We start from the raw sequence: 16,068 nt of genomic DNA on the forward strand, positions 1-16,068 counted from the left end.
TTTGACGGGGGATGCCTCGTGCTGGACCTCAGGCCAAGAAGCGCAATCCGCTGAATCGCTTGCTGCAAATTATTCAACGAAAACCTTCACGCTGGCCGCGCGTCCGGCGGCGTCGATCACGGTCAGCGTCGAATAGCCGGTGCCGTCGGGCTGCCAGGTCGCGGTGCGGCGGCGGTCGATGCCGGCGAGCGGCTTGCCGTTGGCCAGCCAGCGGAACGGTGCGCGGCCGCCTTGCAGCTTCAGCACCAGCGGCGTGGCCTCGGCCGAATTTGCGCCGAGATCGACGCGGGCGCCGTCCGGCGGGAAGACGATGGTCGGCGCCGGCTCAGTCGCCCTTGCCTGCACCAGTCCGTCCGATCCGGCGCCGAAGCGGGCGAGCGTCACCGGCAGTTCCTCTCGCTTGGGGTTGAAGACGCCCGGCGGCCGGCCGGACAGCGGCACGCTGGCCAGACCCGAGCGGACGAAGCCTTCGAACAGGATCGGCGCGGCCGAGACGTAGCCGGAAAGGCCGGGGATGGGGCTGGCGTCGGCGCGGCCGACCCAGACGCCCAGCACGTAGCGGCCGTCGAAACCGACCGACCAGGCATCGCGATAGCCGTAGGAGGTGCCGGTTTTATAAGCGATGCCGCGCTGGGCAGCGCCTTCCGGCGGCTTCACGCCGGACAGGATGTCGTCGATCTGCCAGGCGGCCTGGTCGTCGAGGATGGTAGCGGTGGTGCGCTCGGCGTTGGCCGGCTCGGTGCCGTCATGCAGCGTGTGCATCTTGCCGCCATTGGAGAGGCCCGTATAGAGCTGCACGAGATCGCGCAGCGTCACGCCGGCGCCGCCGAGGCCGATCGCCAGGCCGGGCGCCTCGTTGAGCGGCAGGACCAGGTTGACGCCGGCCTGGCGGAAGCGCGCCGTGAGCCGCGCGGGACCGACCGCGTCCAGCACCCGGATCGCCGGCACGTTGAGCGACAATTGCAGCGCCTGCCTGATGCTGACGTCGCCTTGGTAGCCCATGTCGAAATTCTTCGGCCGGTAGCCGCCGAAATCGGCAGGGCTGTCCTCGATGATCGTCTCCTGCGCCACCAGGCCTTGCTCGAAGGCGAGCCCATAGATGAACGGCTTCAGCGTCGAACCGGGCGAGCGCACGACCTTGGTCATGTCGATCCAGCCGGAGCGGCTGGCGTCGAAGAAATCGGCCGATCCGACCTCGCCAAGAATGTCGCCCGTGCGCGCATCGGCCATCACCATGGCAATGGAGAGTTTCGGCCCGAGCTTCCTGGCGGCCTCCCTTGCCACCTGTTCCAGCCCCTGCTGGACGCTTCGGCGGATGGTGAGCTGCAGCGGCTTGCCGGGCTCCGCCTTGGGCAGCATGGCGTAGGAGGCATGCGCGGCCAGCGCCGGCAGCTTGCGGCGCAGGCCGGATACGTCGTCGAGGGCGGCGCGCGCGGCCTCGCGTTCGCCAAGCAGGCCGGCGGACACCATGCGGGCGAGCACGCGATCACGCGCGGCATGCGCGATGTCGAGGTTGCGGTCCGGCCGCCGTTTTTCCGGCAGTTGCGGCAGCGCGACGAGCAGCGCGGCCTCCGAGACCGTCAATCGCTTCGGCTCCTTGCCGAAATACGCAAGCGAGGCGGCGCGCACGCCCTCGAGATTGCCGCCATAGGGCGCCAGCATCAGGTAGCGTTCGAGGATTTCGCGCTTGGACAGCCGCCGCTCGATCTGGATGGCGCGCAGGATCTGCTTGAGCTTGGAGCCGAGGCTGCGGCCGTCGCGCGGCTCGATCAGCCGGGCAAGCTGCATCGACAAGGTCGAGCCGCCGGAAACGATATGGCCGCTGGTGGCGAACTGGCCGGCGGCGCGGCAGAGCGCCAGCAGGTCGACGCCGCGGTGGTCCCAGAAGCGCTTGTCCTCATAGGCGACGAGCATGTCGACGAACTCTCTGTCGACCTGGTCGAGCCTGGTTCCGAGCCGCCAGTAGCCGTCCGGCGTCGCGAAGGCGCGCAGGAGCTGGCCGTCGCGGTCCTGCACCTCGGTCGAGACCGTCAGCGTTGCCGGCAAAGGCGGCGGGAAGGCGCGGTCGAGCTCCCAGAGGGCGGCGACGGAGGCGGCCGCAAGACAGGCAAGCGAAATGCCCGCGATGGCGGTTCGTCGGAGGAGTTTCCTGGAGAGCATGGCGCTGCCCCTCATCCGCCTGCCGGCCTTCTCCCCATGTAGTGACGGGGAGAAGGGAGACACCGGCAGCGCTGGCGATCGTTACTCCGCCTTGACCTCCATCATGCCGGAGGCGGTGCGGGCCGAATATTGCGGCCGGTACATGTCCTCCACCGTCGCCGCCGGATGGGCATAGGTGCCCGGCGTCACGGCGCGCACGACATAGGCGAGCGTGATGTTGCGGTCGCCGTCGCCTTCATTGGGATTGAAGGCGGCTACGAAGCGGTCGTCGCGGAACTCCAGATGCGCGGCATCCGTCTGCGCCAGCCACGAGAAGTTCGACAATTGCGCGCTGGAAACCAGGCCCGGATTGTCGATCTCGAAGCCTGCCGGCAGCAGGTCGGTGATCAGCAGACGAGACGCCCATTTGTTCTGCTCGTAGATCTTGAGCACGACCACATAGCGTTCGTTCTGCCTGGCCTCGGTGACGTTGGCCTCGGTGCCGTCGAGCCTGTAATAGGTGCGATCGATGGTGAAGCCGTCGCCGCCGGCCGGCAGCGGGTCGACCGGCGCCGCCACCGCGGTCACAACCGCCTGCAGCGGCGTCGTGCCGGTGTTGGCGATGGTGAGCGGGCTGCCCTCGAGGTCGCTGCCGGAAACGCGGTCGGAATAGCCGCCCGAATGCGGCGCGCCGTTGACGGAAAGCGTGATGGAATCATTGCCTTCCTTCAGCGCGCGCGCCGCCAACAGCATCCAGGATTCGTCCTGCGTGCTCGTCCAGCGGGCGTCGGCGCGTTCCCTTGCCAGCAGCCTGATCAGCTGCGGCACGATGCTCGGCACCGGCTTCGATTCCGCCGCCAAAGCCAGCATCGCAGCGCCATCGCGGAGCGGCGAGCCGTAGTCGGACCGGTAGTAGTCGTATTCGGTGCCCGCCTGCGCCAGCCGCAACGCCGTCTGGAAGGTGGCTTCCGAACGCTGCGTGTCGCCATAGAGCGCCAGGCTCGCCGCCAGCTGCGCGACCGCCATCGGGCTGGTGAAGGCCTCGAGCTGCGTATCGGCATAATAGCGCAGATCGCCGATCGAGGCCTTCTTGTTGCGGGCGAGCACGTAGAGCGCGTAGGCGATCTCGCTGCCGCGATCCTGGACGTCCTGGTCGTAGCCGAGCGAGTTCTGCAGGTTGTTCAGCGCCTGGCTCATCGCCTGCGCCGGCACGTCGTATTTCTGCTCGCGCGCCCGGGTCAGGAACTCCGTCACATAGCCGTCGAGCCAGAGATCGCCGGAGCCCGGACCCCAAAGACCGAAGCTGCCGCTGGAAGCCTGGTAGCTGAGCACCTTGTAGACGGCGTCCTGGATGCGCCCGTGCAGGTCGGGATCGCTCTCCATACCGATGCTGGTGGCCATGTCGTTGACATAGAGCAGCGGCATGGCGCGGCTGGTGGTCTGCTCGGCGCAGCCATAGGGGTAATGGTCGAGGCTCATCAAAAGCGAAGGCACGTCGAAGGCCGCCGCCTGCGAGACGCCGACGCTGACCGAGGCGCCGTCGAGCACGCTTGCCGCGAGCAGCTCCCTGTCGACGCGCAGCGCGCCGCCATTGGGTTTCAGGTCGACCACCATGCGGTTGGTGACCGGAAGCTGCGCCGGGCGCACCGGCAGATAGAGCGTCTGCTCGACCTCGGTGCCGCTGTCATGCGCGAGCTTGACGGTGATCGAAGCGTCGCCCGCCGTCCGCGCGATCAGCGGGAAGGAGAGCGACTGCCGCTTGCCCTGGGCGAGCGTCAGCTTCTCGGGCAGGGGTTTCTCGCCGGTCGAGAGATCCCCGGTCGTGGTGACCGAGAGCTTGTAGTCGCCGACGGGACCATCGGTGTCGGCGATGTCGAGGCGCATGGTCGCGGCATCGCCGGGTGCCAGGAAGCGCGGCAGGCCGGCGGTGATCACCACCGGATCGCGCACGATGACGTCGCTCTCGGCATGGCCCACAGCCTCCTTTGTCCAGGCGACGGCCATGACGCGCACGGTGCCGTTGAACTGCGGGATGTCGAAATCGACCCGCGTCTTGCCGTTGGCATCGAGCTCGACCGGGCCGGAGGAGAAGGCGACCAGCTTTTCGGTCGGCGGGCTGCCTTGCGACTGCATGTTGGCGCCGTCGCCGCCGGTCCTGAGCTTGCCGGTGGTGCCGAGCGAGCCGTCGATCAGGCGGCCATAGAGGTCGCGGATCTCGAGGCCCAGCATGCGCTGCCCGAAGAACCAATTTTCCGGATCGGGCGCCTTGTAGTTGGTCAGGTTGAGGATGCCGACGTCGACGGCCGCGACCATGACATAGGCGTTGCTGCCGGGTTGCGCGCCGCTGACGGCGACCGGGATCGAAAGCTGCTGGCGCGGCGCGGTCTTTTCCGGCGGCGTCAGCGTGACGGCGAGCTTCTTCGAGCCCGGATCGACGGTCAGCCATTTGACGCCGATGGCGCGGGCCGGCATGCGCGATTGCTCGGCATCGCCCGGCCTGAACAAAGTCGCCGTGACATAGGCCCCGGCGCCCCAGTCGTCGCCGACCGGGATGTCGACGGTGCTGCCGCCGGCCGGCACCGAAGCGGTGACGGTCTTCAAGAGTTTGTCGGCGCCGATGGTGACGAGCAGTTCGCCGGCAAAATGCGGCGAGACCTTCAGCCTGGCGACTTCGCCGGCAGCGTAAGTGTCCTTGTCGAGCGCGATCTCCAGGCCGTCAGGCGTCTCGGTGGTGGTCGAGGCGACGTACCAGCCGGCGTCGAATTCGTAGCTGGTCGCCGGACCGTCGGGGTCTGCCGTCTCGACCTCGAGCCGGTAGCGGCCCCAGTCGACTGGAAGCGATACGGTCGCCTCGCCGTCGGCATTCAGGTCGATCTGGCCGTTGGCGACCGCCTTGGTGAGGTTCACCGCTTCATAGTTCCAGTAGTTGTTCGAGCGGTACCATTGGTAATTGCGCTCGACCTTGACCAGCGACCACTGGGCGCCTTTCAGCTCCTCGCGCTTGCCGTTCGGATCGACAGCGATGATGCTGAACTTCGCCGTCCCGCCTTGCGGCACCTCATCGCCTTCGAAATCCGGACGGATGCCGATCATCTCCTTCTCGGGATGGACGGCGATGTCGAGCGAGCGCTCGACGGCGCGGCCGCCGGCTTCCCGCATGCGGACAGTGACCTTGGCGTTGACCAGCTTGGTGGTCGAAGGCAACTGGTCGATCGAGACCGGGAAGGTGGCCTTGCCGTCATCGCCGACGACGGGAAGGTTGGCCAAAGGCGTCACCGTCGGCTCGGCCGACTGCTCGTCGGCGAGGCCGAAGGTGAAGCCCTTGAACCGGTCCCAGCTGCTTGTGGTCGACAGCGTCATCTCGCCTTCGAGCGCGAGGCCCGCGGCCGGCGCGCCGTAGAGGAAGCGGCCGTCGACGCTGGCATTGGCGGTCTCGCCCTGGGCGATCTCCTTCTTGTCGGCCGTCAGGTCGAACTCGATGCGATCCGGGACGAAGTCTTCGACCAGGAACATCTGGCTCGCCACCGGTGACTGCTTGGGATCGGTATAGATCGACACCGTCCAGGTGCCGCGCATGGCGTTGCCCTCGAGCGGCAGGTCGACGGCATGGCCACCAGCCGACGCGCCGTCGCTGACGATGCGGCGGTTCTCGACGCCGTCAGGACGGGTGAAGATGAAGGTCAGCGGCAGGTTGTCGACCGCCTTGGCCGCGCCGTCGCGGGCAAGGGCCGCGACATGGACGTCCTCGCCCGCGCGGTAGATGCCGCGCTCGGTCCAGGCATAGACGTCGAGAGCGCCGGGCGCGGCACGCCCGGCAACGCCACGGTCCGACAGATCGAAGCCGGCACGACCCATGTCGAGGAAGACGAAGTCGTTGTCGCCCTGCTTGGCCATCAGCACGGCCGGCACCATGCCGCCTTCGCCGCGCGTCAGGCCCGGGTTGAACACTGCGTGGCCTTCGGCATCGGATGTCGCCGTGCCAAGGATCTCGTTGTTCTTGGCAAGCAGCGTCAGTTCGGCGCCGGCGATCGGCTTGGCGGAGCCGAGCGATCGGGCAAAGACGTTGAGACCGTCCTCGCCGGTATAGGTGGAGAGGCCGATGTCGGAGACGACGAACCACTGCGTGGCGCGCGAACCATAGTCGTCGTCCTTGTCGTCGACCGGCTGGGCGGTCAGCACATAGACGCCGGGTTTGCGCTGCGGGATCGCCTCGTCCACCGGAAACGAGGTGGTGACCTCTTTGTTGAGGTCGTTGGCGATGTCCAGCGTGCCTTCCCAGACGGGCTCGCCCATCTGGTCGGAAATGGTGGAAATGTCGTAGCCGTCGAGCTGGTGCAGGAATTGGTAGCCGGACAGAAGCTGCGCCAGCGAACGATCGCCGATGCGATAAAGCTTCATCTTGGCGGCGTTCATATTGACGGTGACGACGGGAATGCCGCGGCGGGCGCCGGAAGGCAGCACGAAGCTGTCGCCGGTGAAGCGGGCCGACGGGGCGCGGTCCTGGACATAGATCGACAGCACGACCGGGGCGGCGATCGTCTCGCCGATCGCCGCCGGCAGGCCGGCGCGGAAGGTCACGTCATAGTGCTGGCCGTGCTCCAGCCCCTCGACGCAGATCTGCTTGTCCTTGGCCTCGACGGCCTTGGGCGCGGCGTTGTCGACGGTGACGAACTGCGAATAGTCGACGCCGGTCTTGACCAGTGCCTCGGAAAACTGGGCGCAGATGCGCGGCGTGCTGGAATCGGCATCGACCGAGTGGTCGATGACGCGGAAACCCTTGCGCGCCTTGAGGTCGGCATAGTCGGCCTGCACGGCGGGTGAGCTCACCAGCGCCAGGCTCGCCTCATAGGCCTGGATCGCAGGCCGGAAGAGGTCGCGCTTATCGAGGCCGGCGGCAAGCAGCGCCAGCGCCTCGGCGCGGGTCTTTGCGGTGCGCACCAGCTTATACGCGTTGAAGGCGGCCGAAGTGACGTTTGCCGGCAAGGTCGAGGATTCGGAGGTATTGGAAGCCGGCTGCACGCCGAGCGTCTCGCGCGCCAGCGCCAGCCAGAGCGCACCGTCGTCGGGCAGGACGGACAGCGCCGCCTGGTATTTCTGCATGGCGAGGCGATGGTCGCCGGTCAGCGCCGCCTGCTCGGCCGCGGCCTGAAGCGCCGCCAGCCCTTCGGCCGGCTTGTCATAGGCCGGATCGGTCAGCTTGTTGCGGAACTGCTGGGCCTGGTCGACCATCCAGCCGGGAAAGAAGGTAAGTTCCGGCGGAGCGCCGATGTCGGGGTCGCCATCGACATTGGCGATCTTGCCGGCGACTGCGCCGCTGAAGGGTTTGAGCTGATTATAGTCGGATTTGAGAAAGCACCATTTGGCCTTGGTGTTGTAGGTGAAGGCGCGGCAGGCGGGGTCGCCGAGGCATGTGGTCTTGCATTGGTCGAGGCTGACATTCTGGTCCGACCTGAGATCGAAACCGAAATAGTCGGAATTGTCCGTCGTTACGATTCGCCGGGCTTCGGCCGCGAGTGCCGCGCTCGATGCGAGGAAGACAGGAGCGAAAAAGAGAAGGAGAAGGAAAGAGAGACCACGAGCCGCGCGCATTGCCACATCACCCTCCAGACATTGCCAGCGTCCGGGCATGATCAAGCATCAAGCGGGCTTGTCAACGCCGGAACGCTGCAGGTTTTTCAACCCGCCAACGGTTTCCAAGCCGGCCAAAGGCCGGTATTTCGACAGAACCTCTATGAGATGGATCACACATTCTTGCGAAGATGCAAAAGGTGTGAATTCCAAGCCCGGTCTATTTCAGACAATTGGATTGTGGCCCCTTTACGAGCGTTTCAGAACTTCATTCCAATTTTAGTTTTGTCGACTAGGTTGTGTTAATGCCGGCGTATGAAACGCAGATGTCAGGAGGGATCGCGCCAGGGCGCGGGCTTCCGCGCGCCCTGCTTTTCGCGCTCGCCTGCTCCGCGATGATCGCCTTCGAAGCGCGGCCGGCGGTTGCTTTCGAGATTTTCGGCATCAAGCTCTGGGGCTCGTCCAGCGACGAGGACGCCGATATCGTCGATCCGCTGCGCTATTCGGTGACCATCGATGCGCCCGACGCCGACAAGGATCTGGTCGAGAAGCTGGAGAATGCTTCGACGCTCAAGAGCGACGAGGAGCATCCGGTTTCGGGGTCGCTCGGCCTGATGGCCAAGGCGCGCAGCGACCGGGAACAGCTCGTGGCCGCCCTTTACGCCGACGCCCGCTACGAAGGCGTGGTCACCATCACCATCCAGGGCAAGTCCATAGACGAACTGCCGCCGGATGCCGAATTCAAGGGGCCGCAGCCCATCCCGGTGGTCGTCAGCATCGCCGCCGGGCCGAAATTCACGCTTGGCGACATCAGGCTGAAGGGCGACGCGGCCGGTCTGGCGAGCGCCGATTTCGGCTTGATCGCCGGCGGCGACGCAGGATCGGGTGCGGTGCTCAAGGCCGAAGCGGCGATCGTGCGCGCCCTCAAGGAAGAGGGCAGGCCGCTCGCCAAGGTGACGGACCGCGAGATCGTCGCCGACCATAAAAGCTCGACACTCGACGTGACGCTGACGGTGGCGGCCGGTCCGGTCGCCGGCTATGGCGACACCACGGTCGAGGGCACCGAGAAGGTCGACCGCGACTTCACCGAATACATGACCGGCTTGAAGCGGGGCCAGCAATATTCGCCGCAAGAGATTGACGATGCCCGCGATCGGCTGCTCGGGCTCGAGGTCTTCAACAGCGTGACCATCAAGGAGGGCGACAGCCTCGACACCCAGGGCAATATCCCGATCGGCGTCCAGGTGAGCGAGCGCAAGCCGCGCTTTTTCGGCATCGGCGGCACGTTTTCGAACACGGAAGGGCTGGGGCTCGAAGGCTATTGGGGCCACCGCAACCTGTTCGGCCGGGCGGAGAAGCTGCGCATCGACGGTTCCATCAGCGGCATCGGCAGCAACAGCATTTCGGCGCTCAACTACAATGCCGGCATCATGTTCGAGAAGCCGGGCGTGCTCGGGCCGACCTCGAAGTTCTTCACCGGCATCAAGACCGTGTTCGAGCACCCCGACGCCTATGACCATTTCTCGGTCAAGGGCAATATCGGCGTGTCCTACGATCTCGACAAGAAACAGAGGGTTTCGGCGGAATTCGCGCTCGACTACTCGCGGATCACCGACGTCTTCGGCAAGCACACCTATCTGATCGCCAGCATTCCGCTGCAATATGTTTATGACAGCCGCGACAACAAGCTCAATCCGACCAGGGGTTTCCGGGCGCTCGCCTATGCCGAGCCGAGCTACGACATCCTGAACGGCGCGACCTTCCTCAAGCTGAAGGGCGAAGGCTCCGCCTATCAGTCGCTCGACACGGCGAGCAAGTTCGTGCTGGCCGAACGCGCCGTGCTCGGCTCGATCGTCGGCACCGGCTTGCAGAACGTGCCCGCCGACCGGCGTTTCTATTCCGGCGGCGGCGGCTCGGTGCGCGGCTATGCCTATCAGGGCATCGGCCCGAAGGACATCGACGGCCAGCCGATCGGCGGTCTGTCCTTCTTCGAGACGTCGATCGAGATGCGTATCGCCGTCACCGACACGATCGGCATCGTGCCCTTCGTCGATGCCGGCACGGTCTCGACGAAATCCTTCCCGGATTTCTCGGACGTCAAGGTCGGCGCCGGCGTCGGCTTGCGCTATCTTACGCCATTCGGGCCGCTGCGCATCGATGCCGCCGTGCCGCTCAACCGCGATCCGAGCGATCCGCATTTCGGCATCTATGCCGGCATCGGCCAGGCGTTCTGACGATGAAGATATTCTGGCGCATCCTTCGCATCTGTCTTTACGCGCTGCTCCTGCTGCTCGTGCTGGCGATCGGCGCGCTCGTCGTGCTGACCGGGACCGAAGGCGGCCGGCAAAATCTTGCCGGCCTGATCTCGAACATGGCCTCGACCGACGACCGCAAGGTCACTGTCAGCGGCATTGAAGGCATATGGTCCGGCGCGTTGCGGCTGGACCATGTCGTGCTGGAGGATCGCGCCGGACCCTGGCTGGTGGCGCGGAAGGTGGCGCTCGACTGGTCGCCGACGGCGCTCCTGTCGCGCAATTTCAATGCCGATCGCATCGCCGCCGAGCGCATCGAGCTGGCGCGGCTGCCGCAAGGCGGCCAGCAGTCTTCGCAGAGCGGCTCGACCGGCTTGCCGGTCTCGATCGACGTGAAGCAGATCGACCTGCCGGAGATCGCGCTTGGGCAGGAGCTGGCCGGCAGCGGCATTGCGGAACTAGCCGCCAAGGGCTCGCTCAAGGCCGATCCGTCGCCGCTGGCGATCGACACGGTGCTCAACGTCGCCCGCCACGACGGCAGAGAAGGCAGTGTCGACGCCAAGGTCCATTTCGCGCCGGCCGACAACAAGCTCGACCTCGATCTCAAGGCTTCGGAACCGGCCGGCGGCATCATCGCCAACCTGCTCAAGCTCCCCGATGCGCCGCCGGTCGATATCGTCGTTTCGGGAACCGGGCCGCTCGCCAATTGGAGCGGCATCGGCACCTTCGTCGTCGACCGCCAGATCGTCACCCAGCTCACCGGCCGGCATCAGCTCAGCGACAAGGGGCATTATATAGAAGCAAAGGGCGACGGCGAATTCGAGCGCTTCCTGCCGGAGAAGTTCAAGTCGCTGTTTGCCGGCAAGACGAGCTTCGACGTGGCCGGGACGGCGATCACGAGCGGCGGGGTCGATATCGAGCGCGCCACCATCGAGAGCGACGCGGTCCACGGCACGGCCACCGGCAATGTCGACCCGAAGGGCGCCAGCGACCTTGCCGTCGAACTCTCGGCCAAGGAAAAGCCGGTCACCATCGATGTCGGCACCAGCGCGGTGCCGATCCTGGTCGCGATCGATAAGGCGACGGCGCGCGCCTTTGGCGATGGCAAGGCGCCGATGGTCGACATCGGCACTGCGTTGGCCTCGATCGCCGTCGGCGGCACGCAGCTCAACAACGTGACGGGGGAAATCCACTCCGACGGCTTCGACGTTGAAAACCGAAGCGGTCCGGTCAGCATCAAGCTCGCCGCCGCCGGCCTGAAGACCGACGTGGCGACGCTGGCGCCGCTGGTGACGGGCAAGCTCGCCGCCGATCTCTCCGGTTCGATCAGCCGCGAGACCGTTACCGTCGACAAGGGCACGCTGCGCAGCGACGCGCTGAATGCCGCGCTGACCGCCGGCGTGTCGCTCGCCGATCTGTCGATGACGCTGAAGATGAACGCCGACGCCGTGTCGAAGGCGCTGCCGCCGCAGATCAGCTCGCTGCTCGGCGAGCGGGTGAAATTCTCGGCCACCGCCACCCGCGATCCGGAAGGCGCGTTCGCGGCCAACGAGCTGGAACTCACGTCCGGCTCGCTTAGCGCCCGCGGCACCGCCAGCGCCCAAGGCTCGGACATCCAGGCCAACGTCAAGGGAACGCTGGGCGATGTATCGGCGCTGTCGTCGCTGGCAGGCACGCCGCTCGCCGGCGGGATCAATTTCGCGCTGAGCGCAAGCGGACCGCGCTGGGCGCCGGACTTCTCGGTCTCGGCCGACAGCGCCAGCCTGACGGCGGCCGGCCGCACGGTGAAGGACATCAAGCTCTCGGCAAAGGGCAAGGCCGATATCGCCAACCCGTCGGCCGACGTTTCGCTGACCGGCAGCGCCGAGGAGCAGCCGCTCGACATCCGGGCCTCGCTGGTGACCGCCGACGGCAAGCGCTCGATCAGGGGGCTCAGCCTCGCGCTCGGCGACAACAAGGTTTCGGGCGATCTTGCATTCGACGATCAGCTCCTGCCGATCGGCACGCTGACGCTTGCCGTGCCGGACATCGCGCCGCTTGCGGCACTCGGTAACCAGAGCGCGACCGGCGATATCAACGGCACGATCGTCTTCGCCAAGGACGGCGCGGCGCCGAACGTCACCATCAATGCGGCAAGCACCTCGATCGCGCGCGGCGAGCTGGCGGCAAAGACGATCACCGTCGACGCGCTGATCGCCAATTACCTCAAGGGTCCGGCGATCTCGGGCACGATCAGGGCCGACAGCGTGACTTCCGGCAGCACGGTGATCAGCGGTATCGGCATCGATTTGAAGCGCGACGGCGACTGGACCAATTTTTCCGGCGGCGCGACGGCATCGGGCATTCCGGCCACCGCAACCGGTCGCGTGAAGATCGCCGACGGCAAGACCAGCGTCGAGATCGCGTCGGGCGAAGCGACCGTGCGCGGCATCAAGGCGGCGATCGCCGAGCCTTCCAGCCTCTCGATCGCCAATGGCGTCACCAGCATCGAAAAGCTGGCGCTCAACCTCGGTGGCGGCACGGCGACGGTTTCCGGCAGCGCCGGACAGACGCTCGACCTTACCGCCAATTTCGCCAGCCTGCCGGCGGCGCTCGCCAATGATTTCGTGCCCGGCCTCGACGCAGCCGGAACGCTGGAAGGCGCGGCGCATGTCACGGGTCCTTCGTCCAGCCCCGATGTCCAGTTCAACGCCAAGCTCGCCGGCGCCGAGACCAGCCAGACCCGGCAGGCGGGGCTCGGGCCGCTCAATCTCGATGCCGCCGGCAGCTATACGCTGGCGGGCGGCGTGGCCCTCGACCACGCAAGGCTTTCGGGCGACAAGATTTCCGGCAACGCCGCCGGCACCATAAATCCGAACGGCGTCAGCGACTTTTCGCTCGATCTCACATCATCCGGACCCAGCCTGCCGTTGACGATCGGCAGCGCCGAGAGCCCGGTCAAGGTCGAGGTCCAGTCCTTGTCGGCAAAAATGGCGGGCGAAAGCACGCAAGCCCGCCTTGATGTTTCCGCGATCCTGCCTTCCGTTGCCGCCAGCCAGGCGAAGGTGGACGGTCTTGCCGTGGCGCTGCATTCGGATGCGTTCGATCTCAAGGGGCGTGCGGGGCCGGTTTCCGGCACGGTGTCGGTCGACAGGATCGGTCTCGACAACCCCATGATCGCGCCGTTGATTGCCGGCAAGGTCACGGCCGCGGTCAACGGCCGATTGACGGCCGATGCCGTTGCCGTCAGCAGCGGCTCGTTCAAGAGCGATGCGCTCAACAGCCAGGTCGCCGGCCGGATATCGCTGCGCGACGGCGCCATCGACCTCAATATGAAAGCCAATGTTGCTTCGTCCGCCTTGCCGGCCGCGGTGCGCGGCATGCTTGGCGAGAGCGCGCAGTTGAGCGCCGCGCTGAAACGCGACGCCAATGGCAACGTCAATGTCGACGGCCTGAAGGTCAACTCGGGCGCGCTGAGCGCCGACGGGCAGGCGAGCCTTGCCGACAACAAGCTTGCCGCCGACGTCAGGGGCGCGCTGAGCGACGTTTCGCTGCTGTCGAAAGACGCCAAGGGCGCCATCGCTTTTGCCCTGAATGCGCAAGGTCCGATCATGGGGCCAGACCTGTCTCTGACCGTCAACAGCGACCGGCTCTCGGTCGCGGCGCGCGAGATCACCGGGCTGAAGCTGACCGCGACAGGCAAGGCGGATGCCGCCAATCCGGCGGCCATTGTGCAATTGACCGGCAATGTCGCCGGGCAACCGCTGCAGGGCAATGCCGTCCTTGCCACCACCGGCGGGAAGAGCGCGATCAACGGGCTTCTTCTGTCGCTAGGATCGAACAGGATTTCCGGCGATCTCGCGTTGGACGAGGCCTTCGTGCCGGTAGGCACGGTGTCGCTCGACCTGCCCGACATCGGGCCGCTGGCCGCGCTCGCGCTGGAAAAGGCGGAAGGCGACGTCCGCGGCACGATCGCCTTCTCGAAAGCCGAGAACGGCCCGAACGTCGCCGTCAAGGCGACCACGGCGGCGATCAGGCGCGGCGACCTTTCCGCCAAGAACGTCGCCATCGACGCGCAGATCGCCAACTATCGGGCGGCACCTGTCATCTCGGGCAAGGTTCGCGCCGAAAGCGTGACCTCCGGCGGCACTGCCGTCACCGGCATCGATGTCGACCTGAAGCGCGACGGCGACTGGACCGGCTTCTCCGGCGGCGCCACGGTCAAGAACATCCCGGCAAGGGCAGCCGGCCGGGTTAAAGTGGCCAACGGCACGACGACCGTCGAGTTGGCGTCGGGCCAGGCGACGGTCCAGGGCATCAAGGCCGCGATCGCGCAGGCCTCGACGGTGACCATCGCCAACGGCACGACGACGCTCGACCGGCTGGTGCTCAATCTCGGCGGCGGCACGGCGACGGTGACAGGCAAGGTCGCGCAGGCGCTCGACATCAACGCCAATCTGGCCCGGGTGCCGGTCTCGCTCGCCAATAGCTTCGCGCGCGGCCTCGATGCGGCAGGCTCGATCTCGGGGACGGTCAAGGTCACCGGCGCGCCGGCGACCCCGTCGGTCGCCTTCAAAGTCGACGCTTCCGGTGTGCAGACCTCGCAGACGCGAGGCGCCGGCCTCGGCGGCATGAACATATCGTCATCGGGAACCTTCGCCGGCAACAAGCTCGCCTTCGACGCCAATATCAGCGACGGCGCCGGCCTCGGCCTCAAAGGCGGCGGCACGGTGACAACGGCGGGCACGCCGGCCCTGGCGCTCGACTTCAACGGCAATGTGCCGTTCTCCTTCCTTGCCGCCAGGCTCGCGGCACAAGGCCTGGGACTTACCGGCACGGCGAATGTAAGCGTGCAGGTGCGCGGCCCGGCGTCCTCGCCGGTGATTGGTGGCAAAGTCACCACGTCCGGCGCACGCCTCATCGACGCGCGTTCCGGGCTTGCGGTCAACGACATCGCGGCCGACGTGTCGATCGGCGGCGGCGTCGCCAGGATCAATCGCCTGACCGGCACACTGTCGACGCGCGGCAGCCTTTCAGCCAGCGGCACGGTCGGCATCACGCCGGCGCAAGGCTTCCCGGCCGACCTGTCGATAAAACTCACTGACGCCCGCTACACCGACGGCAGGGTGGTGACCGCCAACCTCGGTGGCGACCTGACCATCAAGGGGCCGCTCGTTTCGGCGCCGGTGATCGCCGGCACCATCAACCTGGCGAGGACGGTTATCACCGTGCCGGAAAAGCTGCCGGGCTCGCTCTCGGCACTGGATGTGAAGCACAAGAACGCGCCGCGCGCGGTGCGCGCGCAGGACAGGGCGCTGAACCCGCCGACATCCGGTGGCGGCAATGGCGGCGGCGGTCTTACCCTTGACGTGACTGTCAACGCGCCGAACCAAATCTTCATCCAGGGCAGGGGCGTCGACGCCGAGCTCGGCGGCTCGCTCAAGCTGACCGGCCCGGCGTCTGCGCCGCAGGCGGTCGGCACCTTCACCTTGCAGCGCGGGCGGCTGACGATCCTGGCCAAGCGGCTGACCTTCACCGAGGGCACGGTCGGGTTCCAGGGGTCGCTGGTGCCCTACCTCAACCTGACGGCGACGACGACGACCAGCAGCGCCACCGTAACCATTGTCGTCTCCGGAGAGGCGACCAATCCCAAATTCAACTTCTCCTCGGTGCCGGCGCTGCCCGAGGACGAGGTGCTGGCGCAGTTGATCTTCGGCCGCTCGATGTCTAACCTGTCGCCGCTGCAAATCGCCCAGCTTGCAGATGCGGCCGCGCAACTGGCGGGCGCCGGCGGCTCGACCTCGCTGCTCGACAATCTGCGTAGCGCAATCGGCGTCGACGATCTCGATGTGACGACGGACGAAAAGGGTGGCACCGCCGTTTCGGCCGGCAAGTACCTCAACGACCGCACCTATGTGACGATCCAGAAGGGTGACAAACCGGGTTCCGGCAAGGCGACGATCGATCTCAATGTCGGGCGCGGCGTCAAGCTGCGCGGCGAGGCCAACGACGCCGGCGAGGCCAAGGGCGGCGTCTTCTACGAACGCGAGTATTGATGGCGTGATGTTCGTCTCCGGTCGGCCCAAGAACGCTTTAGCCGCATGCGCAAGGTCGTTATCCACCTAAAATG

4 protein-coding genes are annotated in these 16,068 nt (G+C 66.5%); 2 read left to right on the forward strand and 2 right to left on the reverse strand.

The window, feature by feature from the left end; translation table 11 throughout:
• Positions 1-69: 69 nt before the first annotated feature.
• Together pbpC and EJ067_RS28100 are read right to left on the reverse strand one after the other, a co-directional pair.
• Positions 70-2,160: a penicillin-binding protein 1C gene (gene pbpC / locus EJ067_RS28095; protein WP_245468078.1), complete on the reverse strand. Its 2,091-nt coding sequence runs from the start codon at positions 2,158-2,160 to the stop codon at positions 70-72.
• 81 nt (positions 2,161-2,241) lie between these two features.
• Complete coding sequence (locus tag EJ067_RS28100; protein ID WP_126088402.1) at positions 2,242-7,734, reverse strand: alpha-2-macroglobulin family protein; 5,493 nt, start codon at positions 7,732-7,734, stop codon at positions 2,242-2,244.
• Between the two features lie 278 nt (positions 7,735-8,012).
• On the opposite strand from EJ067_RS28100, the gene EJ067_RS28105 reads away from it, so the two are divergent.
• Both EJ067_RS28105 and EJ067_RS28110 read left to right on the forward strand, forming a co-directional pair.
• Positions 8,013-9,941: an autotransporter assembly complex family protein gene (locus tag EJ067_RS28105; protein ID WP_126088403.1), complete on the forward strand. Its 1,929-nt coding sequence runs from the start codon at positions 8,013-8,015 to the stop codon at positions 9,939-9,941.
• 2 nt (positions 9,942-9,943) lie between these two features.
• Positions 9,944-15,994: a translocation/assembly module TamB domain-containing protein gene (locus EJ067_RS28110; RefSeq protein ID WP_126088404.1), complete on the forward strand. Its 6,051-nt coding sequence runs from the start codon at positions 9,944-9,946 to the stop codon at positions 15,992-15,994.
• Positions 15,995-16,068 lie beyond the last annotated feature (74 nt).

The sequence above is a fragment of the Mesorhizobium sp. M1D.F.Ca.ET.043.01.1.1 genome, assembly GCF_003952385.1.
Taxonomy (GTDB): domain Bacteria; phylum Pseudomonadota; class Alphaproteobacteria; order Rhizobiales; family Rhizobiaceae; genus Mesorhizobium.